Annotated in this window: 17 protein-coding genes; 11 read left to right on the forward strand and 6 right to left on the reverse strand. The window is 71.5% G+C overall.

Annotated features, from left to right (window positions below):
- Window positions 1-316 precede the first annotated feature (316 nt).
- On the reverse strand, window positions 317-1,549 hold the full coding sequence (locus ACFVUT_RS30200) for a protein kinase (RefSeq protein WP_389655898.1): 1,233 nt from the start codon (window positions 1,547-1,549) through the stop codon (window positions 317-319).
- Between the two features lie 267 nt (window positions 1,550-1,816).
- Window positions 1,817-2,302 (reverse strand): Lrp/AsnC family transcriptional regulator, encoded by a 486-nt coding sequence (locus ACFVUT_RS30205; RefSeq protein ID WP_389655817.1) that lies wholly within the window; start codon window positions 2,300-2,302, stop codon window positions 1,817-1,819.
- A 285-nt stretch (window positions 2,303-2,587) separates the two neighbouring features.
- Between ACFVUT_RS30205 and ACFVUT_RS30210 the strand changes: the two genes are divergently transcribed.
- The 4 genes from ACFVUT_RS30210 (at window position 2,588) to ACFVUT_RS30225 (ending at window position 7,682) form a co-directional block, all read left to right on the forward strand.
- Window positions 2,588-3,565 (forward strand): alpha/beta hydrolase, encoded by a 978-nt coding sequence (locus tag ACFVUT_RS30210; protein ID WP_389655819.1) that lies wholly within the window; start codon window positions 2,588-2,590, stop codon window positions 3,563-3,565.
- Window positions 3,558-4,721, forward strand: coding sequence for an acyltransferase (locus ACFVUT_RS30215; protein WP_389655821.1), 1,164 nt, complete (start codon window positions 3,558-3,560; stop codon window positions 4,719-4,721). The genes ACFVUT_RS30210 and ACFVUT_RS30215 overlap by 8 nt, the downstream gene beginning before the upstream one ends.
- Before the next feature lie 251 nt (window positions 4,722-4,972).
- A complete protein-coding gene (locus ACFVUT_RS30220; RefSeq protein WP_389655823.1) occupies window positions 4,973-6,478 on the forward strand; it encodes an FUSC family protein in 1,506 nt (501 codons plus the stop codon).
- A gap of 130 nt (window positions 6,479-6,608) precedes the next feature.
- Entirely contained in the window at window positions 6,609-7,682 is a 1,074-nt protein-coding gene (locus ACFVUT_RS30225) for a lactonase family protein (RefSeq protein WP_389655825.1), read from the forward strand.
- A gap of 146 nt (window positions 7,683-7,828) precedes the next feature.
- Here ACFVUT_RS30225 and ACFVUT_RS30230 read toward each other — a convergent pair whose 3' ends face one another.
- Both ACFVUT_RS30230 and ACFVUT_RS30235 read right to left on the reverse strand, forming a co-directional pair.
- On the reverse strand, window positions 7,829-8,752 hold the full coding sequence (locus ACFVUT_RS30230; protein WP_389655827.1) for a sirohydrochlorin chelatase: 924 nt from the start codon (window positions 8,750-8,752) through the stop codon (window positions 7,829-7,831).
- A 242-nt stretch (window positions 8,753-8,994) separates the two neighbouring features.
- Window positions 8,995-10,044, reverse strand: coding sequence for an N-acetylglucosamine kinase (locus ACFVUT_RS30235; protein ID WP_389655900.1), 1,050 nt, complete (start codon window positions 10,042-10,044; stop codon window positions 8,995-8,997).
- A 339-nt stretch (window positions 10,045-10,383) separates the two neighbouring features.
- On the opposite strand from ACFVUT_RS30235, the gene ACFVUT_RS30240 reads away from it, so the two are divergent.
- Window positions 10,384-11,061 carry a uracil-DNA glycosylase gene (locus ACFVUT_RS30240; protein ID WP_389655829.1) on the forward strand — a complete coding sequence of 226 codons (678 nt, stop codon included), beginning with the start codon at window positions 10,384-10,386 and terminating at the stop codon, window positions 11,059-11,061.
- 181 nt (window positions 11,062-11,242) lie between these two features.
- On the opposite strand, the gene ACFVUT_RS30245 is transcribed toward ACFVUT_RS30240, so the two are convergent.
- Window positions 11,243-12,331, reverse strand: coding sequence for a WD40/YVTN/BNR-like repeat-containing protein (locus ACFVUT_RS30245; protein ID WP_389655831.1), 1,089 nt, complete (start codon window positions 12,329-12,331; stop codon window positions 11,243-11,245).
- Window positions 12,332-12,567: 236 nt separating this feature from the next.
- Here ACFVUT_RS30245 and ACFVUT_RS30250 point away from each other — a divergent pair, with 236 nt between their 5' ends.
- Complete coding sequence (locus tag ACFVUT_RS30250; protein WP_389655833.1) at window positions 12,568-13,284, forward strand: cupin domain-containing protein; 717 nt, start codon at window positions 12,568-12,570, stop codon at window positions 13,282-13,284.
- Window positions 13,285-13,652: 368 nt separating this feature from the next.
- Here ACFVUT_RS30250 and ACFVUT_RS30255 read toward each other — a convergent pair whose 3' ends face one another.
- Window positions 13,653-14,711 (reverse strand): LacI family DNA-binding transcriptional regulator, encoded by a 1,059-nt coding sequence (locus tag ACFVUT_RS30255; RefSeq protein WP_389655835.1) that lies wholly within the window; start codon window positions 14,709-14,711, stop codon window positions 13,653-13,655.
- A 212-nt stretch (window positions 14,712-14,923) separates the two neighbouring features.
- Between ACFVUT_RS30255 and ACFVUT_RS30260 the strand changes: the two genes are divergently transcribed.
- The 5 genes from ACFVUT_RS30260 to ACFVUT_RS30280 all read left to right on the forward strand — a co-directional run bounded on the left by ACFVUT_RS30260 (window position 14,924) and on the right by ACFVUT_RS30280 (window position 23,976).
- Window positions 14,924-16,171 carry an extracellular solute-binding protein gene (locus ACFVUT_RS30260; RefSeq protein ID WP_389655837.1) on the forward strand — a complete coding sequence of 416 codons (1,248 nt, stop codon included), beginning with the start codon at window positions 14,924-14,926 and terminating at the stop codon, window positions 16,169-16,171.
- 23 nt (window positions 16,172-16,194) lie between these two features.
- The gene (locus tag ACFVUT_RS30265) at window positions 16,195-17,103 is read left to right on the forward strand and encodes a carbohydrate ABC transporter permease (RefSeq protein WP_389655839.1); all 909 of its coding nucleotides are present in this window, start codon (window positions 16,195-16,197) and stop codon (window positions 17,101-17,103) included.
- A 4-nt stretch (window positions 17,104-17,107) separates the two neighbouring features.
- Window positions 17,108-18,001, forward strand: coding sequence for a carbohydrate ABC transporter permease (locus tag ACFVUT_RS30270; protein WP_389655841.1), 894 nt, complete (start codon window positions 17,108-17,110; stop codon window positions 17,999-18,001).
- Between the two features lie 52 nt (window positions 18,002-18,053).
- Window positions 18,054-20,471, forward strand: coding sequence for a glycoside hydrolase family 3 N-terminal domain-containing protein (locus tag ACFVUT_RS30275; protein WP_389655843.1), 2,418 nt, complete (start codon window positions 18,054-18,056; stop codon window positions 20,469-20,471).
- Window positions 20,472-20,793: 322 nt separating this feature from the next.
- Window positions 20,794-23,976: a glycosyl hydrolase 115 family protein gene (locus ACFVUT_RS30280; protein ID WP_389655845.1), complete on the forward strand. Its 3,183-nt coding sequence runs from the start codon at window positions 20,794-20,796 to the stop codon at window positions 23,974-23,976.
- The last annotated feature ends 20 nt before the right edge of the window (window positions 23,977-23,996 follow it).

Here is a 23,996-nt window from a genome sequence, read left to right on the forward strand (position 1 = left end):
GGTAACCGGTCATATGCCCGGCGCGCGGCCCCTTCAAGCGGCGAGGAGCCCACCAACTGGTCGGCGGGGCAAAGACGTTGTGCACATTCGCCGCCCGCCGCCCGCCGCCCGCCGCCCGCCGCCCGCCGTCCGCGTCGTGGAGTGCCGGAACCCCGGGAACCCCGGAACCCCGGAGTGCGGGGAGACGCCGGCCGGTCGACGCGCCGACACCGGCCGGCCGGTCGACGCGCCGACACCGGCCGGCCGGTCCGCACGGGCCCTCCCGCACCGGGCCGCGGACGAGGCGGGTCGGGACGCGGCGTCTGCGCGGGGTCGCTCAGTCCTCGTCGCCCTCGTTGTCCTCGTCACCCTGGCCGTCCCGCGCCGGCTGATCGGGAGCCGACTGGTCCTGTGCCGACTGGCCGGGGGCCGGAGATTCGGATCCGGTGGTCGCCGTGGGACCGGTTTCCGGTGTGTCCGCCGTGCTGGAGTCCGGTGAGAACAGGCTCATACCCACGTACACGGCCGCGAGGAAGGCGACCGTACCGGCAATCGCGCTGGCCACCCGGGGCCGGCGTCTGATCGCCTCGCGGGCGCCGGTGCGGCGCCGGACGGGCGCGGCCCCGGGCCGTTCGGCCGGGCGCCGTCTGTGGCCGCCCGCCTGCGGCAGACGATACGTCGACACACCCTCGGCCTGCTGAGCGGAGGACGCCGGAACGGAGCCGAACGCGGGGGAGGCAGGCGGGGTCTGAGGAGCACTCGGCGCAGCCGCAGGGGGAGTGGGGGCGTACAGGGGCATGGGCTCAGGCTGCCCCCGCCACGCGTCGCTCTGGAACCAGTCGGCGACCTGCTGGGCGCTGGGCCGGTCCTCGGGCTGCTTCGCGAGCAGCCCGAGCAGATAGGAGTCGAAGGCGGGGGACAGGTCGACCCCCCGCCGGCCGAGCGGCACGGGGGCCGTGTCGACATGCTGATAAAGCGTGGCGGTCGCGGTGTCGGAGCGGAACGGCGGCTCGCCCAGCAGCAGTTGGTAGATGACACACCCGAGCGAGTACATGTCGGACGCCGCCCCGGCCGTGCGGCCCAGGGCGCGTTCCGGGGCGAGATAGAGACTGGTGCCGACGATCTGCCCCGTGGTGGTCAGCGCGGCGGAGGGGTCGTCGACGAACTGGGCGATGCCGAAGTCACCGATCTTGACGGACCCTTCGGCGTCCAGCATCAGGTTGCCGGGCTTGATGTCACGGTGCACGATGCCCTGCCGATGGGCGGCGGCGAGACCCGCAGCCGCCTGGCCCGCGATCCGGGCGACCTGCTCGGCGCCGAGCCGCTCCTCGGCCGTGAGCAGGTCACCCAGACTTCTGCCCTCGACGAGCTCCATCACGAGGAAGAAGCGGCCTTCCCAGGCGCCGAAGTCGAACACGGCCACCAGATGAGGGTGGCTCAGGCGGGCCGCGGTCTGCGCCTCCAGACGGAACCGCGCGGTGGCCGACTCGTCCGCGTGGTCGCCGAGCAGCAGCTTCACGGCCACCGCTCTGCCGAGCACTTCGTCGGAGGCGCGCCACACCTCGCCCATGCCGCCGCGGCCGATGGGGGACAACAAGCGGTACCGACCAGCTACCAGCACCTGTGCACCAATCTCGAATTGTGGGCCGCTTCGACTGCCACGGCAGCGCCCCGATCGTGATCGGGGCGGGGTGGGGGCGCGCGGCGTGATCAGGATATCGGGCCGCCGGACCTCGGCGGCACGTTCGTTGCCCATTCGCTGTGGTCAGAGGCTCAACTGCGCCGCAGGACCACGGATTCTCCACCGTTCACGGCATCCCGCACGTCAGGACGGTGATCACCGCGGGCCGTCGCCGGCCGTGCGGCCCACGGATTCGACCAGCGGCAGCAGCCGGTGCGGCACCCGCTCGCGCAACGCCACCTCGGTCCGTGTCCTGACCACACCGGGCAGTTGGATCAGCCGCTGGATCACATCCTCCAGATGCCCGTTGTCGCGGGCCACCACCCGGGCCAGCAGATCGCCGCCGCCCGTGGTCGAGAAGGCCTCGACGATCTCCGGCACCGAGGCGAGAGCCTCACCGACCTCGTCCAGATGCCCCTGGGTGACCTCCAGATGAACGAAGGCCAGCACCGGGTGGCCGAGCGCGGCGGGGGACAGGAACGGGCCCGTGCCGGTGATCACACCGTCCCGCTCCAGCCGGTCGATACGGGCCTGGAGGGTGCCCCGGGCGACGGACAGGATGCGTGCGTACTCGCGGACGCTGGTACGCGGCTGCTCGATCAGCAGGCGCAGGATGCGGGTGTCGAGGGAGTCCACCGCCATGGTCCGTCGGTCCCTTCCTGGTAGGCCGATCAGGGCTGCGACTGTACCAATGGCCCGTCAGCGGCCGGTCGGCCGACCGGCCGCAACCACCGCTCGGGTCTCGTCCCCGCAGTCCTGGAGAGCCGCGGGAGAGGTTCGCCTCCGAGGGAGCGGACATCTCGTACCCGTAGTCCTGGAGAACTACGAGCGAGGTTCGCACTCCGGTGGGACGCGGACTACGAGACGCCCTCCCTAGCTTCTGTGCCGATGCGATGCAGCCATCCGGTACGGAAGGAACAATCCGCCATGTCGACCCGTCCACGCAGAAGACGCCTGCGTCGCGGCCTGCTTGCCGCGCTGGTGGCCGCCTCGGTGGCCGTGCCGACGGCGGGAGCGGCCGGCCCCTCGGCCGTACCCGCCCCGGCGCCCACCCCCCAAGGCCCCCTGCGCACCGCCGCACCCGAAGTCCTCGCCGAGCGGTTCGACACGACCCGCGCCGACATCCTGGCCGCCGAGCGGGCCGCCGCCGGTCACGGCGACGGGAAGCGGGCCGCCGCCCTGCACGCCATGGCCGACTCCGCACGCCGCTTCCTCTCCTTCGACGGCCGCGACGGCGGCCGCAGTGTCGAGGTCTTCGGCGACCTGTCCCACGCCGAACGGATCGCCGTGCTGGTCCCCGGAGCAGGTATCGGCCTCGACCACTACTGGCGCCTTCGCAGCGACGCGCGCGCCCTGCGCGCCGAGCTGGGCGCGCGGTCGGCCGTCATCGCCTGGCTCGGATACAAGACGCCGACGATGCCCGGCCCGGCCTCGATGACCCCGGGGCGGGCCCACGAGGCTGCGCCCGAACTGCACGCCTTCATGCAGGAGTTACTGAGCGTCAGGCCGACGGCCCGGACCGCTCTCCTCTGCCATTCCTACGGCTCGGTCGTCTGTGCCCGCGCCGCGCACGGGCTGCGTGTCGCCGACATCGTCCTGTACGGGAGCCCCGGCACCGGCTACGGGAGCGCCGCCGACCTGCACACCCCGGCCACCGTCTGGGCCGGCCGCGGCAGCGGCGACTGGGTCGCCGACATCCCGCACATCAGGCTCCGACTCCCCTCGGTGGAAGTCGGGTTCGGCACGGACCCCGTCTCGCCCGAGTTCGGCGCCGAGATCTTCGCGGCGGGCGACGGAGGCCACAGCGACTACCTGAAGCCCGGTTCCGTACCGCTGAGGAACATCGCCCGGATCGTGGCCGCCGACGGCCCGTCCGCAGACCTCTTCGGAGTGCGCCATGCATGACATCGTCCAACGGATCGACGCCGCCACTCCCGCCGACCGTGACCGCGCGATCGACGCCCTGCGCGCCGTCGCCATCCTCGGTGTGGTCCTCGGCCACTGGACGGTGACCGCTCTCGTCGCCGACAGCGGCACGTTGCACGGCGCGAGCCCGCTCCACTACATGCCCCGGTTCACCCCGGTCTCCTGGGTGCTGCAGACCCTTGCCCTCTTCTTCCTGGTCGGCGGGCACGTCGGTGCGAAGAGCTGTGCCGCCGCCCGCGCCCGTGGCGAGACCTACGGCCAGTGGCTCCGGGCGCGGATGATCCGGCTGCTGCGCCCCGTGGTCGCCGTTTCGGCCGTATGGACCGCGACGGCGTGCGCGATGCTCGTCGCGGGAGTGGACCAGGACACCGTGCGCGCGCTGTGCAAACTCGTCTGGTCCCCGCTCTGGTTCGTGGCGGTCTTCGCGGCACTGACGGCCGCGACCCCGCTGGTGGCGAAACTGCATCCGCTGTGGCCGTTCGCCGTCGTGCTGATCACCGACCTCTACCGGTTCGGCCTGCACACGCCCGGCGCGTTCGCCGCGGTCAATGTGGCAGCCGGCTGGCTGGTTCCGTACTGCCTCGGCGCGGCCTGGTCCCGTGGCGAGCTGAACATCCGCAGGACCGGCTGGACGCTGCTGCTCGGCGGAGCGGCCGCCACCGTCGCACTCGTGCTCCTGGCCGGCTACCCCGCAGCCATGGTCGGGGTGCCCGGCGGGGAGATCTCCAACCTCGACCCGCCGACCCTCGCCGTGGTCACCTTCGGCCTCGCCCAGTGCGGAGCGGCGCTGCTGCTGCTCGGCCCGCTGCGCCGAGTGCTGCGGCGTCCGGCCGTCTGGGCGGCGGTGGCGGCCGTGAACCTCTCCGCGATGACGATCTTCCTGTGGCACCAGACCGCGATGATCGCGGTCACCGTGACCGGCCTGCTCGTCGGCGGGACGCTGCCGGGTCTGCACACCGTCCCCGACACCCCCGGCTGGGTACTGGCCCGGCTGGCCTGGCTGTCCGCCTTCTCCGTGGCGCTGCTGATCTGCTGGGCGGCGTTCCGCGGTTACGAGCAGGGCCGGCGGCGAGGAGGGAGCACGGTCGTCGGCGGAGGGCGTCCCACGAGGCAGGCGACGACGCGTCGTCCCTGAGACACGGCCCGCGGCGCGGGACACCGCTCGCAGGGAAGACCCGGCACCCGCCCGGCACCCGCCCGGTCCGTTGGCTTACCCATGGCACATATCAGCGGTCATTGAGTGGTCCAATGGCTCAGTGGTTTGCGTATCGGTTGAGCCATGGGCTGCGGAGATGGTGTGATGAGCCCGTCGATGGCGCTGCGGATTCCCGCGGCGCCTTTTTCATGCCGGTGCGCAGGGCCGGCGTGCAGAAGCGGGAGCATGCCGTGCTGAAGAGGATGTTCGTTTCCCCGGACCCCGGCCGACTGCGGCTGCGCGGCGCCGCCCGGGCCGTCCTCGGCATCGGCCTGGCCGTCGTCGTCTGCGGCCTGGCCGGCCACTCCTTCGTCGCGGCCGTCACCGGCGGACTCGCCGCGCTCCTGGCCCTGTTCACCGTGCTCGACACCACGGTGCGCGAACAGGCGGTCACCACCGTTCTGCTGCCCGTCGTCGGCTTCCCGGTGTTCGCCCTCGCCGCAGCGCTCCACGACGATCCGCCGGCACGGGACGCGGCCTTTCTCGCCGTCATGGGCCTGGGCGTGTACGCCCGGAGATGGGGGCCCCGGGGCCACTCGCTGGGAGTGTTCGCGTTCATGGCCTTCTTCGCCACGCAGTTCCTCCACACCCTGCCCGGGCAGTTGCCCGAGCTGTACTCCGCCGTCGCGCTCTCCCTGCTCGTGTCGTCGACCGTCCGCTTCGGACTGTGGTGCTACGAGCGCCGACTGCCCGTCGTCACCGTGCCCGCCCCCGTGGCCGGCCGGGGGCTGGCCCGTACGACCACACGCCAGGCGATCCAGGCGACCGTCGGCGGAACCCTCGCGCTCGCGGCGGGACTCCTCCTCTCGGAGCAGCGCTGGTACTGGGCCGTGGGCGCCACATGGTGGGTCTTCGTGAACACCGCCTCACGCGGCGAGACACTCGTACGCGGCTTCCGCAGGATCCTCGGCACACTGATCGGCGTACCCATCGGCCTGGCCGTCGTCGTCCCGCTCCATGGTGCCGCCGTGCCGAGCGCGGTCGTCGTCGCGACCGGAGTCTTCGGGATCTTCTACACCGCCGCGGTCTCGTACACCTGGATGGTGCTGTCCGTGACCGTGATGGCCGGGGCGCTCTACGGACTCCTCGGCGTGCTGGATCCGGCGCTCCTCGTGCTGCGGCTCACCGAGACCGGCGCCGGCGCGCTCGCCGCGATGCTCGCGGTGCTCGTCGTGCTGCCGGTCACCACCCACGCCACGACCGACGCGTGGATCCAGCGGGCCCTGCGCTGTGTGCACGCCTGCACGGCGGAGGCCGCCGCGCGGCTCTCCGGCTCCCGGGCCGCCGACCCGGCGCCCCGCATCGCCGAGCTGGACGCGCTCCTCGGCCGGGTGCGGCTGTCCCTGGCGCCGCTGGTGCACCCGCTGAATCCGCTGCGCGCCCGCAGGGAGCGCGCGGGACAGGTGCTCGCTCTGCTGGACACCTGCGCACGGGAGGTGCGCGGACTGGCCCGCGTCGCCGCCGACCCCGAGGCGTCGCACGACGCCCGCCTCGCTGCCGCCTGCTGGCGCGTCGAAGCGTCCGTAAAAGCGCTGACCGCCCCGGAACTGCCGCACAGGGCAGGCATCCCGGGCGTCCCGCCGCACGCGGCCGTCGCGGAACCCGCGCTCGTCCACCTCCACGGTCTGGAGCGGGCTCTCGCCGAACTCGCCGCACCGCTGCGCAGCGACCCGCGAGCTCCGGCGACCGGTGTGTGAAGCGCTCCCGCGGAGGCGGCCGCGCGCCCCAGGGCCTTCGTCCGGACCCCGGAGGGCCGACTGCTACCGTCGCCCCGGAAGATCACGACGGCCCGATCGGCCGTGGCCGGTCGGCGAGAGGGGCAGTGCGGTGACGAGCAGTGCGGTGGGCCGGGAGAGCGGCACGGGGCGGGCATACATCGGATCGTTCACCTCGGCGGGCGGGCAGGGCATCACCGTGGCCGCCGTGGACCGGGAGACCGGGACGCTGACCCCTCTCGGCACGACGGACGCCGTCCCCGATCCCTCGTACCTCGCGCTCGGGCCGGGCGGCAGCCTGCTCTACGCGGTCAGCGAGACCGAGCACGGTGCGGCTGCCGCGCTCGACATCACCGGCGACGTGCCACGGCCGATCGGCGAGCTCCGGCCGGTGGAAGGAAACGGCCCGACCCACCTCGCGCTCGCGGGCGGTCATCTCCTCACCGCCAACTACGGTTCCGGCAGCGTCACCGCCGTCGCCGTGCGGGACGACGGTTCCCTGGGCGCCCTCACCGCCGTGCTCCGGCACGAGGGCAGCGGCCCGGACGCCGACCGCCAGCGCGGCCCGCACGCCCATCAGGTGCTGCCGGACCCGTCGGGCCGCTGGGTGCTCAGCGTGGATCTCGGCACCGATTCCGTACGGATCTGCATGCTGGACACGGCCACCGGCACGCTGCGGCTGCACGGCGAGACGGCGCTGCGCCCGGGTACGGGCCCGCGCCATCTGGCCTTCCACCCCGCGGGCGGCCACGCCTACGTACTGAACGAGCTCGAACCGACCGTCACCGTATGCCGGTGGGACGCCGCCACGGGAACCCTGGAACCAGTCGGTGAGACGCCGGTGCTGCCCGACGATCCGTCAGCCGGCCCGGACACGGCGGCCTACCCGTCCGAGGTCGTCGTCTCGCACGACGGACGGTTCCTCTGGACCGCGAACCGGGGTCCGGACAGCATCTCCGTTCTCGCGCTCGAAGCGGCGGGCGAGGAAGCGACCCTGGTGACGACCGTGGACTGCGGCGGCCACTGGCCGCGCGATCTCGCGCTCGACCCCAGCGGCCGATGGCTGTACGCGGCCAATGAACGCTCCGGCGACGTCAGCTGGTTCGCCGTCGACCCGGCGACCGGAATCCCGCGCCGCGCGGGCTCGCTCCAGGCCACCGCCGCGTCCTGCGTCATCTTCGGCTGAGGCCCGCGCGGCACAGCCGAATCGCCGGGCGGGCCGGAGAACACGGGCCCGCCCGGCGATCGGCGCGATACCCCGGCCGGGCCGGAGAACACACCCCCGCCCGGCAGTCGACGGAGTAACGGCGGCCGGGCACACCCGGCACCGGGTCAGTGCGCCTGAGCACCCTGCGGCGTCGCCGGCGCGATGCCGAGAGCCGTCGTGTACATCGACAGCACGAGCTTGCCGATCGCCGGATACGCGCCGAGCGGCTCGGCCGTCGCACAGCCCGCCTCCTTCGCCGCGGCATCCAGCAGTCCTTCGGCGACCTCGGGGCCGACGAGGTACGGCGCCAGCGCGAGCTGCACCGAACCGGAGCCCGTGAGCTGCTCGGCGGTCGACGCGACAGAACCCTCGACGTCGAGCGCGGCGGCCATCACCGGTACCGCGAGCCGGGCGGCCAGCAGCATGCCGGTGATCCCGGCGGCCTGCACGGCCTCCTCGCCGCCCACCGTGGCCAGCACGATGCCGTCGGCGGCCGTCGCCACCGTGAAGAGCCTGGCCCGGTCGGCACGCGCCAGACCGGCCTCGGACAGACGTACGTGCAGCGCCTCGGCGAGCAGCGGGTGCGGGCCGAGCACATCGGTCAGCTCGACCTGGGTTCCGCTGTCCATCACGGCCTGCCGTATCCGCCGGATCAGGGCGCTGTCCGGCCCCGCGAGCAACGGCACCACAACGGCGGACGGGCCCTCGGGGTCGGCGACCTCGCGGCCGGCGGCCCGCGCCTGCTCGACGCGCGCCATGCGCTCGGCGGTGTTGTGGCTGAGTACGGACGAGAGCTTCGGGTACTCGGCGTCGTCAGCGTCCAGGTAGCCGATCCGGGCATCGAGGCCGGGCAGCTCGGAACGGGCGATGCTGATCACCTCTTCGGCCAAGGCGCGCGTGGCCGAAGAGGGGGTACCGGGTACGGCGAGAACGAGCGCGGCGGCGCCCTCAGGTGCGACCACGGGCTCCGGGCGGCGGTGCCGTCCGGACTGGCGAGGTCGCGGCATTCGTACAGGCAGGCCGGAAGCGGGCCCAGTGGGGGTGCTCATGGCGCCGCATGCTACTGGTTTTGGGTGCCCCTCTGTTCGGGGAGGGCCCAGTCGGGCGTTATCTGTCCGCTTTTATCCGATGAAGGGCTTTCTGGTCGACTGTCCTGCTCTGTCGCCACCCGGTGCCGTGACCGGAAAGACCACCGGCCGACGGCGTCCGGCACAGCGCCCGGCCACGATGTCAGCTCACCCGAGTGCGCCCGCCACCAGGGCGATCCTCCGCCGTGCGAGCTCCGCACCCATCACCGGGGGCTTCCCGCCGGCCCCTCCGCGCCGCGGCACTGACCGGGCCCCTGTCCGGTCCCGTGCCCCGGCACGCAGAGGAGCGTCGGATGGTGGGGCAGCCGAAGATCCCCGACGGCCAGCGCCCGGGCGATGGACAGCGCACCGGCCAGCGGATCACCCGAACCGGGTACCGTCCTCGCCTGCGGCACCTGGCGGGACAGCTCCTCCCGCAGCGGTACGAGCAGCGGGTCGCCCATCCGGAACAAGCCGCCCGTCAGGGCCACTTCGCAGGGCTCGTCGCCGGGCCCGGTCTTCGGGCAGACCGCCGCGGCCGACTCCGCGATGTGTCCGGCGGCCTCACGCAGAATGCCCGCGGCGACCGGATCATGCGCGGCACACGCGGCGACCTCGGGCGCGAACGAGGCCAGCAGGGCAGGCCGGTCGGTGCGCGGATACAGCAGTCCCGGCAGATCGGGCGCCGGCCCGAACACCGTCTCCAGCCGGTCGAGCAGTGCGGGAGACCCGCCGCGCCGCCCGTCGTGGGCGCGCATGGCCGCATCGAGACCGGCCCGCCCGATCCAGGCGCCGCCGCCGCTGTCCCCCAGCAGATGGCCCCAGCCGTCGGCCCGCCGCCAACTCGTCAGATCCGTACCGAGCGCGATCAGGCCCGTGCCACCCGCGACGACCGCCCCCGGACGCTGACCGACCGCACCCGCGTACGCGGTCACCGCGTCGGCGGCGAGAGCCAGCCGGCGCACCCCGAGGGCGCTTTCCAGCGCGGAGGGAAGTTCGGCGCGCAACTGTCCGCCGAGCGTCGCCATGCCGGCGGCACCGATCGCCGCCGCGGCGATCTTGGAGTGGTCGGCGCCGCCGTGACGCTCCAGCAACCGGCGGGCAGCGGGCAGCAGTTGTTCCAGCAGATGGGCCGCGTCGATCCCTGCGGGTCCGGTGCGTACGGGCTCGGCGCAGACAGTCGTGTCCAGCGGGGTGGATGCGCCGACGGTGCCCAGCACCACCCGCAGACCGGAACCGCCCGAGTCCACACCGAGCACGAACGGCCCCGGCATGCCGGCCGTACCGACCGGGGCGTCCGTCTCCCGCGCCACCGCCCCTGTCTCCGTAGCCCCTGTCTCTGTAGCCCCTGTCTCCGCTACTCCCGTCTCAGCAGCCCCCGTTCCCGCCGTCACGACAGCCTTCCCTGGACGCGACGACCGCTGCTGCCTGCCGGCGAATGCCTGCGTGACCCCATGGACCGGCTCCAGTAGGAAGAGGTGAGAGTGAGAAGAGGAATGCCGGCGGCAGCCTATCCCGACACCCGGATACGGAACCCTGGGCGGGGAGGCCCGTCACGGCAGTCGGAACACGGCGGCAGGAGCGGGTTCGGTGCGCCGGTAGAGTGAAGCCTTGTGGCACCACGACCCTTGAATGAAGTAGTCGAGCCCGGATGGGCCGAGGCGCTGGCCCCTGTCGCCGGACGCGTCGCCGCGATGGGCGATTTCCTCCGTGCGGAGGTCGCGGCCGGGCGAACCTATCTGCCGGCCGGCGCCAACGTTCTGCGCGCATTCCAGCAACCCTTCGACGAGGTACGTGTACTGATCGTCGGTCAGGACCCCTATCCGACGCCCGGCATGGCCATGGGGCTGAGCTTCTCCGTGGCACCCGAGGTGCGTCAGCTGCCGGGCAGCCTGGAGAACATCTTCCGGGAGCTGCACTCGGACCTGGGGCTTCCGCGACCGTCCAACGGCGATCTGACGCCCTGGACGCGCCAGGGCGTGCTGCTGCTGAACAGGGCGCTCACCACGGCACCCCGTAAACCGGGCGCGCACCGCGGCGAGGGCTGGGAGGAAGTGACCGAGCAGGCCATCCGGGCCCTTGCCGCACGCGGCAAACCCCTGGTGTCCGTGCTGTGGGGGCGCGACGCCCGCAATCTGCGGCCGTTCCTCGACGGCTTCCCGGCGATCGAGTCCGCGCACCCCTCGCCCATGTCGGCGGACCGGGGCTTCTTCGGTTCGCGCCCGTTCAGCCGTACCAATGAACTCCTGCTCGGTCAGGGAGCCCAGCCGGTGGACTGGCAACTGCCGTAGGTCTGCTGTCGTAACTAGCGTCCGCCGTCCGCCGTCCGCCGTCCGCGACGGACGCGACGGAAGTTCGACGAGCCCCGGCCGGGACTTGCGGGCAGGTGATTCAGGTCGGACCGTTCCTGACCGTGTGGGCCCCGGCAGAGCGTCGCTCGTGCGGCGTGCGCCGGGAGACGCCCGCCGATGCTCACGGGCCGATGACCGCCGCCCGGACGCAGAGGACGTCCGGCAGATGCGAGGCGAGTTGCTGCCAGCTGTCCCCGTCGTCCGCGCTCGCGTACACCTCGCCGTTGCGGTTGCCGAAATAGACGCCCGCCGGGTCGGCGTCGTCCGTGCAGAGCGCGTCACGCAGCACCGTGCCGTAATGCGTCTCCTGCGGCAGACCCGCCGACAGCGGTTGCCAGGTGCCGCCCGCGTCGGCGGTGCGGAAGACCCGGCATCGGTGCTCGGCCGGCACACGGTCGGCATCGGCGTTGATCGGGAAGACGTACGCCGTGTCCGCGCGGTGCGGGTGCGCGGCTGCGGCGAAACCGAAATCGGAGGGCAGGCCCCGGCCGATGTCCGTCCAGTGGCCCCCGGAGTCGTCACTGCGGAACACCCCCCAATGGTTCTGCAGGTAGAGCCGGTCGGGATCGACCGCGTCGCGGGCCACCTTGTGGACGCACTGGCCGAACTCCGGATTCGGATCGGGAAGGAAGTCCGCCGAGACCCCGTGGTTCGACGGCGCCCAGCTCGCACCGCCGTCCGAGGTGCGGAACACCCCGGCCGTGGAGACCGCGACCGTCACGGCCCGGGCGTCCCGCGAGTCCGTGAGGATGGTGTGCAACCCCTCACCGCCCCCGCCGGGCACCCATTTCGAACGCGTCGGATGCTCCCACAGCGGGCGGACCAGCTCGAAGGACACCCCGCCGTCCTCGGAACGGAACAGCGCGGCCGGCTCCGTGCCCGCGTACACCACGTCGGGGGCCTCGGGGCCCGCAGGGTGCAGCTGCCAGACCCGTTCCAGTGACGCCTCGGTGAACTGCGGGAACTTCACAGCCGGTTGATTCGGTTCGACCCAGGTGCCGCCCAGATCGTCGGAGTGGAAGACCGAAGGACCCCAGTGCGAGCTGTCCCCGCCGACCAGCAGCCGCGGAACCCGTCCGCGGATGTCGATGGCGATCGAATAGATCGCCTGGGCGTGGAAGTGCGGCGCGCCGAACTCCCAGCTGCCGCCGCGCCTGCGGCCGATGAAGAGTCCTTTGCGGGTGCCCACGGTGAGCAGTACGTCGGTCATGGCCGAACCTCCCGAAACGCCGTTGTGTCGGACAACGGTCAGTGTGCACCCCGCCACTGACAGTGGCTCGCAGGACGGCTCGGGATCTCCCGACCCTGTTGCTCCCGCGGCCGGCGAAGGTACGGTGCAGCGGAGGTAGAAAGCGCTTGCCGAGCGCCCGTCACAGACCGAGCGCCCGTCACAGAACGGGCGCCCGTCACAGACCGAGCGCCCGTCACAGAAACCGAGGAGCAGCTGTGCCGACCTTCGAAGGGCTGCCCGGCGCCGTGGCCGTCTCCCACCTGCGGGTCTACGACTGGCCCACCGAGGACGGGCTGCGCGGCGGGACGCCGCATCTCCATCTCACCTGCTCCGAGGGGTATGTGGTGGTCGGCGGGACGGGCTCGGTGCAGACGCTCACCGCGTCGGGATTCCGGCAGACGCCGCTGGCCCCGGGGGCCCTGGTCTGGTTCACACCGGGCACGATCCACCGTCTCGTCAACGAGGACGGGCTGCACATCGTGGTCCTCATGGAGAACAGCGGACTGCCCGAGGCCGGTGACGCCGTGCTCACGCTGCCGTCCCGCCACCTTGCGGATCCGGGCGCATACCGGGCGGCGGTCACCCTCCCCGTGAACGGCTCCGAGGAGGAACAGGAGCGGGCCGCCCGCGCCCGCCGCGATCTTGCCGTCGAGGGTTTCCTCGCGCTGCGCCGGGCCACCGAGGCGGGCGACCCCGAACCGCTCGCCGCCTTCCATCGGGCCGCCGTCGCACTCGTGCGGTCGCGGACCGAGGACTGGCGGGCGCGCTGGCGGACGGGAGCGGCTGCCGCGTCCGCGGTGACCGGCGGGCAGCTCGACGCGCTGGCGCGCGGTGACGCCGACTACCTCGCCGACGCCTGTGTGCACGCCGAACAGCCTTCCGCCTACGGGAAGTTCGGCATGTGCGGGCGCCTGGACGTCTACCGGGGCTGACCCGACCCGGCGAGGACCTCCGGCGGAGCGTGCCGGGGGCCGGGGCGTCATGACCCCGGGCGGCGGCGTGCGGCCCCGTTCCGGCCCGCGACGGGTGCCGGCGCGGGTCGGACCGGGTGAGCGAAGTGGGCCGGAGGGGCGAAGTGGGCCGGAGGGGCGGCGACCGGGTGGCCGGTGGTGCAGGGCCGGAGGGGCGGCGGCCGAGTCCGGTGGTGCGGTGCCGGAAAAGCCAGTAGCCGGTTCGGTGGTGCGGTGCCGGAAAAGCCAGTAGCCGGTTCGGTGGTGCGGTGCCGGAAAGGCAGTGGCCGGTCCCGTGGTGCGGTGCCGGTAAGGCCAGTGGCCGGTTCCGTGGTGCGGGGTCGGAAGGGTCAGTGGCCAGGTCCGGCGGTGCTGCTGCGTACCACCAGCTTGGTCGCCAGATCGACCCGGGTGGTCGAGGGGCGGTCGCCCCGGGCGAGGTCGAGCACCAGCCGGGCGGCGGTCTCGGCCATTTCTATGAGCGGCTGGCGCACCGTGGTCAGCGGGGGCCCGATCCACCGAGTGAGGGGCAGGTCGTCGAACCCGACGACGCTCAGGTCCTCCGGGATGCGCAGTCCCAGTTCGCGGGCGGCCTCGTAGACGCCCAGGGCCTGGAGATCGTTACCCGCGAACAGAGCGGTCGGCGGGTCGGGCAGTCGCAGCAGTTCGAGGCCCGTCGTGTAGCCGGCCTCGTGTTGGAACTCGCCCTCCCGGATCAGCTCCGGATCGAACGGCAGGCCCGCGGTCTCCAGTCCGGCCCGGTAGCCGTCGACGCGGGCCCGGCTGCACATCATGCGGGACGGGCCGCTGATGACGCCGATCCGGCGGTGTCCGAGACCGGTCAGATGGCGTGTGGCCGCCAGGCCGCCCTGCCAGTTGGTCGTTCCGACCGACGGCACGTCGTCACCCGGGTCGCCCGCCGGGTCGACCACGGCGTACGGGATGTTGCGGCTGGTCAGCTGGGCGCGCTGCGCGGCCGTCAGGTCGGACAGCACCAGGATCACACCGACCGGCCTACGGGCCAGCACGCCGTCCACCCAGGTCTGGCCGGGGGTCAGCCGGCCGGCGCTCTCGGAGAGCACCAGGCTCAGTCCCTCCTCCCGGGCGACGTTCTCGACGCCCCGGACGACCTCCATCGCCCAGGCGCTGTCCAGCTCGTGGAAGACCAGGTCGATGAGCTGGGACTGCGTCGAGGAGCCACGCCTGCGGCGGTAGCCGTGCTGCAACAGCAGCTCCTCCACCTTGGTGCGGGTGGCGGGGGCGACATCGGCGCGTCCGTTCAGCACCTTCGAAACTGTCGGGGCCGAAACGCCGGCGGCCCGGGCGATTTCCGCCAGAGTGGCGCTGCCTTCCGACGCGTCGCCGATCGGCGACTTCTCCTGTTGGGAACGGACCTTTGCGGGGCTCATGCAGGAATCCTAGCCTCCCGCTGCCGCGATCGGGTGCGTGGTCCTGCCCGGCAAATACCCCGCCGCACCCCTTGACGTGCCCGAAACGCGACCGTACGGTTCCGGCAACATTCGATCCATTCTTCGAAACATTCGACAGAGGTGCGGTCATGCGGTCGGGCATTTTCACTCATGGTGGGCGAACGGCGAGATGGACCGCGGCAGGTGCGGCCATGGTCATGGCCGGGCTGCTGGCCGGCTGCGGTTCCGGTGGGGACAGCGGCAGCGGCAGTGGAACCATCACCGCCTACGTGTACGGCGATGACGCGGTCAAGGTTCAGCAGGCCGCCGTCGAGGAGTTCAACAAGACCTCCAAGGTCAAGGTCAAGCTCGTATCGGTCCCCGGTACCGACTACGTGAACAAGCTCCGCAGCTCCATGGGCTCGCCCAGCGCGCCGGACGTCTTCTTCAACTGGGGCGGCGGATCCATCAAGCCCTACGTCGAAGCCAAGCAACTGGTCGACCTCACCTCGACGGTCGAGAACGACGCCACGTTGAAGGAGGGATTCCTTCCGTCGATCATGACGGCGGGCGGCCTCGACGGAAAGATCTACGGGGTGCCGATGCGCGGCATGCAGCCCGTGATGCTCTTCTACAACAAGACCCTCTTCGCCGAGAACCACCTGGAGGCTCCCAAGACCTGGGAGGACCTGCAGAAGGTCGTCACCACGTTCAAGGACAAGGGCATCACGCCCTTCGCGCTCGGCGGCTCCGACAAATGGCCCGAACTGATGTGGATGGAGTACCTGCTGGACCGCATCGGCGGACCCGACGTCTTCCGCAGGATCCAGAACGGCGACTCCTCCGGCTGGGGCGACCCGGCGGTGCTCAAGGCGGCGCAGACCGTCAAGGAACTCATCGACGCGGGGGCGTTCGGGAAGAACTTCAACTCGGTCGACTACGGCAACGGCGGCGCCCCCACCCTCCTCAACAAGGGGAAGGCCGCCATGCACCTGATGGGCTCCTGGGAGTACTCGACCCAGCTGGGCAAGGCCCCCGAGTTCGCCAAGAAGGACCTCGGCTGGACCGCCTTCCCGACAGTGGCGGGAGGCACCGGCGACCCCGCGAACGTGGTGGGCAACCCCACCAACTACTGGTCCGTCAACGCCCGCACGAAGCACAAGGACGCCGCCATCGCCTTCCTGAAGACGATGGCGTCCCAGAAGTACGCCAAGTCCCTGGTGGACAACGGTGACATTCCCACCACCTCCAACGCCGCGTCGATGCTGAGTTCCTCACCCAACCCGCAGTTCGCCGCCGACCAGTACCAGATGGTGCAGAAGGCCCCCAGCTTCACGCTCTCCTGGGACCAGGCGCTGGAATCCAAGCAGGCCACGCCCCTGCTCACCGAGATCAGCAAGCTGTTCGCCGGGAAGTCCACGCCCGAGCAGTTCGTCGCAGCGATGAAGGCCGTCAAGTAGCGATGTCCCACCACACTCCGCACATGAGGACGCGGGGCAAGGGGAAGGCGGCCGTCGGCAACGTCGGCCGCCCGTCGGTCGGCTGGGCCGCGCCCGGCATCCTCTTCTTCGCGGTCTTCGCGATCGTTCCCCTGGCGATCGCCGTGTATCTCTCCTTCTGCCAGTGGGACGGGCTCAACTCCCCGACCCCGACCGGCATGAGCAACTGGACCCGGCTGTTCAAGGACCCCGAGTTCCGCCAGGCCGCCTGGCTGAGCCTCCTGCTCACCGTGATCAGCTGGGCTTTCCAGACCCCCGTGGCCCTGCTGCTCGGCGTCTGGGCGGCGGGCCGGCAGCGCAGCCGGACCTTCCTCTCCGCGGTCTTCTTCCTTCCGCTGCTGCTCTCCACCACCGCGATCGCGATGCTCTTCCACGCGCTGCTGGACCCCAACTTCGGGGTGATCAAGGGCATCGGCCCCTGGATCGGGATCGATCCGAACATCATGGGCTCGTCCACCGGGGCGCTGCTCACCGTGGCCTTCGTCGGCGGCTGGCAGTTCATGCCCTTCCACACCCTGATCTACCAGGGCGGGACGCGGCAGATCCCCGAGGTCCTGTACCAGGCGGCCGCCATCGACGGCGCGGGCAGAGTGCGGCAGTTCTTCCACATCACGCTGCCGCAGCTCCGCAACACCGTGACGACCTCGTCGGTCCTGATGATCGTCGGCTCGCTGACCTACTTCGACACCGTGCTGATCATGACCAAGGGCGGTCCCGGCACGGACACCACGATCCTGCCCTATCTGATGTACCGGACCGGGTTCCAGACGTACGACCTGGGATACGCCGCAGCCATCGCCACGGCCCTGGTCGTCGTGGCCACCGGCCTGTCGCTGATCCTCGTCCGCTTCAGCGGCTTCGGAAAAATGCGCTCCACCCGGGAAGGTATGTGACGCGATGTCGTACGACACCCGCTCCGCGGCGCCGGTCATGACGCGCACCCCACATCGGCCCGCAGGCCCCGCCCGCCGCCGGCGGCCCCGCGGCAACCCGCTGGCCGGACTGGGCTCGCTGGTCTGGCTCGTCATCGTGATCGTGCCCATCTACACCCTGGTCTCCTCGTCGCTCATGCATCAGGACCAGGCGCTCAACGGCGAGCCGCTGGCCCTTCCGACGGATCCGACCCTCTCGAACTACCGCACCGTGCTGCACAACGGCTTCTTCTCGATGCTGGGCAACACCGCGATCGTCGCGGTGGCCACCGTGGCCATCGTGCTGGTGCTCTCCGTACCCGTGGCCTACGTGGCGGTACGCAGCCGCGGCCGTCTCTCCTCGCTCGCCTTCCGGACCTTCCTGCTCGGCGTGGCCATCCCGGCGCAGGCGGTGATCGTTCCGCTCTATCTGCTGATCAGCAAGATGGGCCTCTACGACACCCTTCCCGCGATCATCCTGCCGACAGCCGCGTTCTCGATGCCCGTCGCGGTGCTGGTACTCAGCGGCACCATGCGCGACGTGTCCGAGGAGATGTACGAGGCGATGGCACTCGACGGCGCCACGCCCGTACGGATGCTGCTCCAACTGGCCATCCCGATGTCCAAGGCAGGCATCAGTACGGTGGCGATCTACACGGCCATCCAGGCATGGAACGGCTTCCTCTTCCCGCTGATCCTGACCCAGTCGGAGGAGAACCGGGTCCTGACCCTCGGCCTCTTCAACTTCATGAGCCAGTTCGGAGTCGACATCCCCGCCGTACTGGCCGCAATCGTCCTCTCCGTCGTGCCCATCTTCGCCGTGTACCTCGTGGCACGGCGGGCGCTGATCAACGGACTGATGGGGGTGGGCGGCAAGTAGCACACCCACGCCGCCCAGCACTGCCGCACTCATGAGAGGAACCCCTGCCCCCATGGCAATCCCGCCTGTTCCGCACGCCCGCCGGACCGCCCGGCCCACCGACGCCGAAGGCCCCTGGCGCGACCCCTCACTCACCCCCGGGACACGGGTGGCCGACCTCGTCGCCCGAATGACCCTGGAGGAGAAGGCCGCGCAGCTGTACGGGGTCTGGGTGGGCGCCGACGCCGAGGGCGACGGGGTGGCCCCGCACCAGAACGACATGGTCGACCCGGTCGACTGGGACGCGCTCACCACCCGCGGCCTCGGCCAGCTGACCAGGCCCTTCGGCACCGCCCCCGTGGATCCCGGGGTCGGCGCCGTCTCGCTCGCCCGCGCCCAGGAACGGATCGTGGAGGCCGGCCGGTTCGGCATTCCGGCGATCGCCCACGAGGAGTGCCTGGCCGGGTTCACCGCCTGGGGCGCCACCGCCTACCCCGTCCCGCTGTCCTGGGGTGCCGCGTGGAACCCGGACCTCATCACCGAGATGGCCCACCGCATCGGCCACGACATGCGCTCGGTGGGAATCCACCAGGGACTGGCACCCGTGCTCGACGTGGTGCGCGACCTGCGCTGGGGCCGGGTGGAGGAGACCATCGCCGAGGACCCGTACCTGGTCGGAACCATCGGCACCGCGTACGTCCGCGGTCTGGAGTCCGCCGGCATCGTCGCCACCCTCAAACACTTCGCCGGATACGCCGCGTCGGCCGGCGCCCGCAACCTCTCGCCGGTCCGGGCCGGCACGCGGGAGATGGCCGACGTCATCCTCCCGCCCTTCGAGATGGTCCTGCGGGAAGGACGCCCCCGATCGGTGATGTCGTCGTACACCGAGATCGACGGCGTGCCCACGGCCGCCGACCCGGTCCTGCTCACCGAACTGCTCAGGGACACCTGGGGGTTCGACGGCACGGTCGTCGCCGACTACTTCGGCGTCGGCTTCCTGGAGACCCTGCACAAGGTCGCCGCCGACCGCTCCGACGCCGCCCGCCTCGCACTGGCCGCGGGGGTGGACGTCGAGCTGCCCACCGTCCGCAGCTACGGCGACGCGCTCGTCGCCGCCGTACGGGAAGGCACCGTGGCCGAGGAACTGGTCGACCGGGCGCTGAACCGGGTCCTGCTGCAGAAGTGCCGGCTCGGGCTCCTCGACCCGCAATGGTCGCCGCTGCCGGCCGTGCTCGCCGGAGTCGATCCCGAGCAGGCGCGTGAGACCGTGGACCTCGATCCGCCGGAGAACAGGGCGCTCGCCCGGAAGCTGGCGGAACAGGCCGTCGTGCTGCTCGCCAACCACGGCGACGCGCTGCCGTTGCGGGGCGAGCGCCGGATCGCCGTGGTCGGTCCGCGCGCCGACGACGCCCTCGCCATGCTCGGCTGCTACTCCTTCCCCAGCCACGTCGGTGTCTCGTACCCCGAGGTGCCGATGGGCATCGACATCCCGACCGTGCTCCAGTCGCTGCGCGCGGAGTTCCCCGAAGCCGAGGTGTCCTCGGCACAGGGCTGCGAGGTGGACGGGACGGACACCTCCGGCATCGCCGCAGCGGCGGAGCTCGCCCGGGACGCCGATGTCTGCGTCGCCGTGCTGGGCGACCGGGCCGGCCTGTTCGGCCGGGGCACCACCGGTGAGGGCTGTGACGCCGCGGACCTGTCCCTGCCCGGTGTCCAGGGTGAACTGCTGGACGCGCTGCTGGCGACCGGAACCCCGGTGATCCTGGTCCTGCTGACGGGACGTCCGTACGCGCTGGGCCGCTGGGCCGAGCGGACGGCCGCAGTCGTGCAGGCGTTCTTCCCCGGCGAGGAAGGCGGTCCGGCGCTGGCGGGCGTGCTCTCCGGCCGGGTCAACCCCTCCGGGCGGCTGCCCCTGGGCATCCCGAACGGTCCGGGCGGCCAGCCGTGGACCTACCTCCAGCCGGCCCTCGGCCTGGCGAACGGGGTCAGCAACCTGGACCCGACTCCGCTCTACCCCTTCGGCCACGGGCTCTCGTACACCACCTTCTCCTGGGAGCCCGGCGAACCCGTCGCGGCCGAGATCCCCACCGACGGCTCCGCCGACATCGACGTCACCGTCCGCAACACCGGTGACCGCGAAGGGGCCGAGGTCGTGCAGCTCTACGTCCACGACCCGGTCGCCCAGACCACCCGCCCGCAGGCACGGCTGATCGGGTACGCCCGGGTGGAACTCGCCGCCGGACAGGCTCGAAGGGTCCGCTTCCGGTTCCATGCCGATCTGGTGTCCTTCACCGGCATCGGCGGCCGGCGGATCGTCGAACCCGGAGATCTGGAACTGCGGCTCGCCGCATCGAGCGCCGCCCGCGACATCCGGCACACGGTACGACTGAGACTCACCGGCCCCGAGCGCACGGTCGATCACCGTCGCCGACTGGTGTGCGACACCGCCGTGGAGGAGGCGGAGCAGGACCCGGTCGCGGCCGGGAACTGACAACACCGCTCCTTCGCCCTGCTCGGGAGCTTCCCCGCACGGAAGCCCGGCCTCCCCGTCGGCCGTGCGGGGAGGCCCTCGAAACATTCGAGAACGTCGGACGCCTACGTCGACGGTCATGCCGACGCTGACGTCGACGGTCATGCCGATGCCGATGCCGATGCCGATGCCGATGCCGATGCCGATACCGGGGCCGAGGTCGTGACGTGCGACATCGCCCGGCCGTTGTACGCGCGGCGCCCTCGAAGCCGCCGCGCACCACCTCGTCGAAGCACAGACCCGACCCAATTGTCATGCGTGTGAACGAGCAGGGGAGAGCGGTATGGACAAGCACGTCCCGCACCAGCACGCCAGTCGCCGGGCGGTTCTCGGAGCCGGACTGGGGATCACCGCCCTGACGGCCACCCCCCTCGGCTCCCTCCTCGGCCTGTCCGGCGAGGCGTCGGCGTCCGGGCCGGGCGGCGTCCGGGTCACGGACCCGGGCGCGTACATCTCGTTCACCCCTCGCTCCGGCAGCTTCCCGCTGGTGAGGGGCGGGCGGGCGGCCCCGCTCGTGGTGAGCGACCGCGACCACGCGGGCGTCGTCCGGGTGGCGGGCGACCTCCGGGCCGACATCGAACGCGTCACGGGCGTCCGCCCGGCCCTCTCGCGGGGGGCGATACCGAGCGGCCGCGAGATCATCCTCGTCGGTACGATCGGCCGCAGCCCGCTGATCGACGGTCTCGTCGCCTCGGGGAAGCTCGACGTCTCCGGCATCACCGGCGCGTGGGAGACCAGTCTCCAGACCGTGGTGGAGAAGCCGCTGCCCGGAGTCGACCGGGCCTTCGTGATCGCCGGCAGCGACCAGCGGGGCACGATCTACGGTGTGTACGACGTCTCCCGGGGGATCGGAGTCTCACCCTGGTACTGGTGGGACGACGTGCCCCCGGTGCACCGGGACGAGATCCACGTCCTGCCGGGCCGCCACACCCAGGGCACGCCCGCCGTGAAGTACCGGGGATTCTTCATCAACGACGAGAACCCAGCCCTCGGCACCTGGGCCCCGGCCTTCTTCGGCCCGGGCAAGGCACCCGGCTTCGCCGGTGGCTTCAACGCCGGCTTCTACGCCAAGGTCTTCGAGGTCATGCTCCGGCTCAAGGCCAACTACCTGTGGCCGGCCGTCTGGGGCCGTGCCTTCGCCGAGGACGATCCGCTCAACCACGCCACCGCCACGGCGTACGGCATCGTCATGGGCACCTCGCACGAAGCGCCGATGATGCGCGGCATCGAGGAGTGGAACCGGCACGCGGTCGCCGCCGTGCGCGACAGCGCGGGCAACATCACCACCCCCGGCCACGACCCCTACGGCGGCACCGGTGAGTGGTCCTTCCGCCGCAACGCCGAAGCCGTCAAGGCCTATTGGGCCGAAGGCATCCGCAGGATGAAGGACGAGGACTTCGAAGGTGTCGTCACCCTCGGCATGCGCGGCAACGGCGACGTCAGCCTGCCCGACGGCGACGGCATCGAGCTGATGACCGAGATCATCGCCACCCAGCGGCAGATCCTGGCCGAGGTCACCGGCCGGGACGTCACCACGATTCCGCAGGTGTGGACCCTGTACAAGGAGGTCCAGCACTACTGGGACCGGGGCCTGCGGGTGCCCGACGACGTCACCGTCGTCCTCACCGACGACAACTGGGCCAACATCCGCAAGGTCCCCGACCTCGACCACGACGCCCGTGCAGGCGGTTACGGTCTCTACTACCACTTCGACTACGTCGGGGTGGGCCGCAACTACAAGTGGGTGGACACCACTTCGCTGCCGAACATGTGGGATCAGCTGCACCAGTCCGTCGCCTACGGGAACCACGGTCTGTGGGTCGCCAACGTCGGTGACCTCAAGGGAAACGAACTGCCCACGCAGTTCTTCCTGGAGTACGCCTGGAACCCGGAGCGCTGGACCCTGGACCGGCTGCCGGAGTGGGAGGAGGGGTACGCCCGGCAGAACTTCGGCGAGAAGCAGGCCGCGGCCGTCGCCGAGGTGCTCAGGACGTACGCCCGGTTGCAGTCCCGCCGCAAACCCGAGCTGCTGAACCGGAAGATCACCCTCGACCCGGCCAAGGACCCGGCCCAGGACGCGTCCGCGATCGTCTACGACGACCGGGCCACCCCGTTCAGCATCGTCCACCACCGCGAACTGGAACGGGTCACCGAGGACTGGCAGAGGCTCGCAACCGATGCCGAACGGATCCGTCGCAAGCTCCCCGCCTCCGTCCAGGACGCCTGGTACGAGCTGGTCGGTTACGCGGTGCGGGCCACCGCCAACCTGTACGCGCTGCGCGAGGCGGAGTTCCTGAATCTGCACTACGCGGCACAGGGCCGTGCGCTCACCAATGATCTGGCGGCAGCCGCCGAGGCCCGGCTCTCCGACGACCTGGCACTCGCCGACCGCTTCAACACCCAGGTAGCCGACGGCAAATGGAAGGGATTCCAGACCCAGCCGCACATCGACTACGGCGACGTGGAGCGCTACGGGCCGAACGCCCCCTGGCAGCAGCCCGAGATCGACAACGTCGCCATCGAGGACGTGCTGTTCCCCGCGGTCGAGCGCATCGATCTCCCGGCCGTCGCCGAGATGGGCGTGGCCGTCGACGGGTCGGACACGTGGTGGCCCCGGGAGAGCGGTCCGGCCGTCCTGCCCGCCTTCAGCCCCTACCGGAGTGGGTCCGCGCAGTACATCGATGTGTTCAACCGGGGCACCGTTCCGTTCGACTACCGCGTCAGGACGGGCGTTCCCTGGCTGACCGCAGACCGCGCGCGGGGCCGCGTCGACCAGCAGGACCGGGTCACCTTCCGCGTCGACTGGTCACGGGCACCCCGGGGAACCACGACGGTGCCGGTCACGGTCAGCGGACCGGACGGCCGCGTGGTGACCGTCCAGGCGGTGATCGACCATCCGAAGGTGCCCCGCTCACAGCTCGAAGGCTTCGTGGAGGCCAACGGCTACGTGTCCATCGAGGCCGACCACTACTCCCGCGCCGTCGGCGGTGGCGGCATCGGCTGGCGGCGCATCCCGGACATCGGCCGGACCGGCGCCGGCATGGAACCCTTCCCCGTCACCGCGTCCCGGCAGACCCCGGGGGGCGACAGCCCGCGGCTGGAGTACCGGATCTCGCTGTTCACGACCGGCCCGGTCACCGTCCATGCCTACCTCTCGCCCCGTAACAACGCCCTGGCCACCGACGGACTCACCTACGCCGTCTCCTTCGACGACGCCGCGCCGCAGAAGGTGAACGTCACGGCGGTGACGGGCTCCGACGACGGCACGATGAACGTCCAGTGGGCCCGCACCACCTCGGACAATGTCAACATCACCGCCACGGTGCACCGGATCGGCCGGCCCGGAGTCCATGTGCTGAAATTCTGGATGGTCGACCCGACGGTGGTGCTGCAGAACCTGGTGGTCGACACAGGCGGCCTCAAGCCCAGCTATCTGGGCCCGCCGGAGAGCCTTCGGCTGCGCTGAGCCGGAGGACGTACGCGCAA

The sequence above is a fragment of the Streptomyces sp. NPDC058051 genome (assembly GCF_042885475.1).
Taxonomy (GTDB): Bacteria; Actinomycetota; Actinomycetes; order Streptomycetales; family Streptomycetaceae; genus Streptomyces.

Bases quoted from the DNA above. Each gene is read 5' to 3' on its own strand.
- ACFVUT_RS30255 (WP_389655835.1), bottom strand. From the start codon at position 14,711: ATGAGCCCCGCAAAGGTCCGTTCCCAACAGGAGAAGTCGCCGATCGGC.
- ACFVUT_RS30205 (WP_389655817.1), bottom strand. From the start codon at position 2,302: ATGGCGGTGGACTCCCTCGACACCCGCATCCTGCGCCTGCTGATCGAG.
- ACFVUT_RS30200 (WP_389655898.1), bottom strand. From the start codon at position 1,549: ATGGGCGAGGTGTGGCGCGCCTCCGACGAAGTGCTCGGCAGAGCGGTG.
- ACFVUT_RS30210 (WP_389655819.1), top strand. From the start codon at position 2,588: ATGTCGACCCGTCCACGCAGAAGACGCCTGCGTCGCGGCCTGCTTGCC.
- ACFVUT_RS30245 (WP_389655831.1), bottom strand. From the start codon at position 12,331: ATGACCGACGTACTGCTCACCGTGGGCACCCGCAAAGGACTCTTCATC.
- ACFVUT_RS30265 (WP_389655839.1), top strand. From the start codon at position 16,195: ATGAGGACGCGGGGCAAGGGGAAGGCGGCCGTCGGCAACGTCGGCCGC.
- ACFVUT_RS30270 (WP_389655841.1), top strand. From the start codon at position 17,108: ATGTCGTACGACACCCGCTCCGCGGCGCCGGTCATGACGCGCACCCCA.
- ACFVUT_RS30230 (WP_389655827.1), bottom strand. From the start codon at position 8,752: ATGAGCACCCCCACTGGGCCCGCTTCCGGCCTGCCTGTACGAATGCCG.
- ACFVUT_RS30235 (WP_389655900.1), bottom strand. From the start codon at position 10,044: ATGCCGGGGCCGTTCGTGCTCGGTGTGGACTCGGGCGGTTCCGGTCTG.
- ACFVUT_RS30215 (WP_389655821.1), top strand. From the start codon at position 3,558: ATGCATGACATCGTCCAACGGATCGACGCCGCCACTCCCGCCGACCGT.
- ACFVUT_RS30280 (WP_389655845.1), top strand. From the start codon at position 20,794: ATGGACAAGCACGTCCCGCACCAGCACGCCAGTCGCCGGGCGGTTCTC.
- ACFVUT_RS30275 (WP_389655843.1), top strand. From the start codon at position 18,054: ATGGCAATCCCGCCTGTTCCGCACGCCCGCCGGACCGCCCGGCCCACC.
- ACFVUT_RS30260 (WP_389655837.1), top strand. From the start codon at position 14,924: ATGGTCATGGCCGGGCTGCTGGCCGGCTGCGGTTCCGGTGGGGACAGC.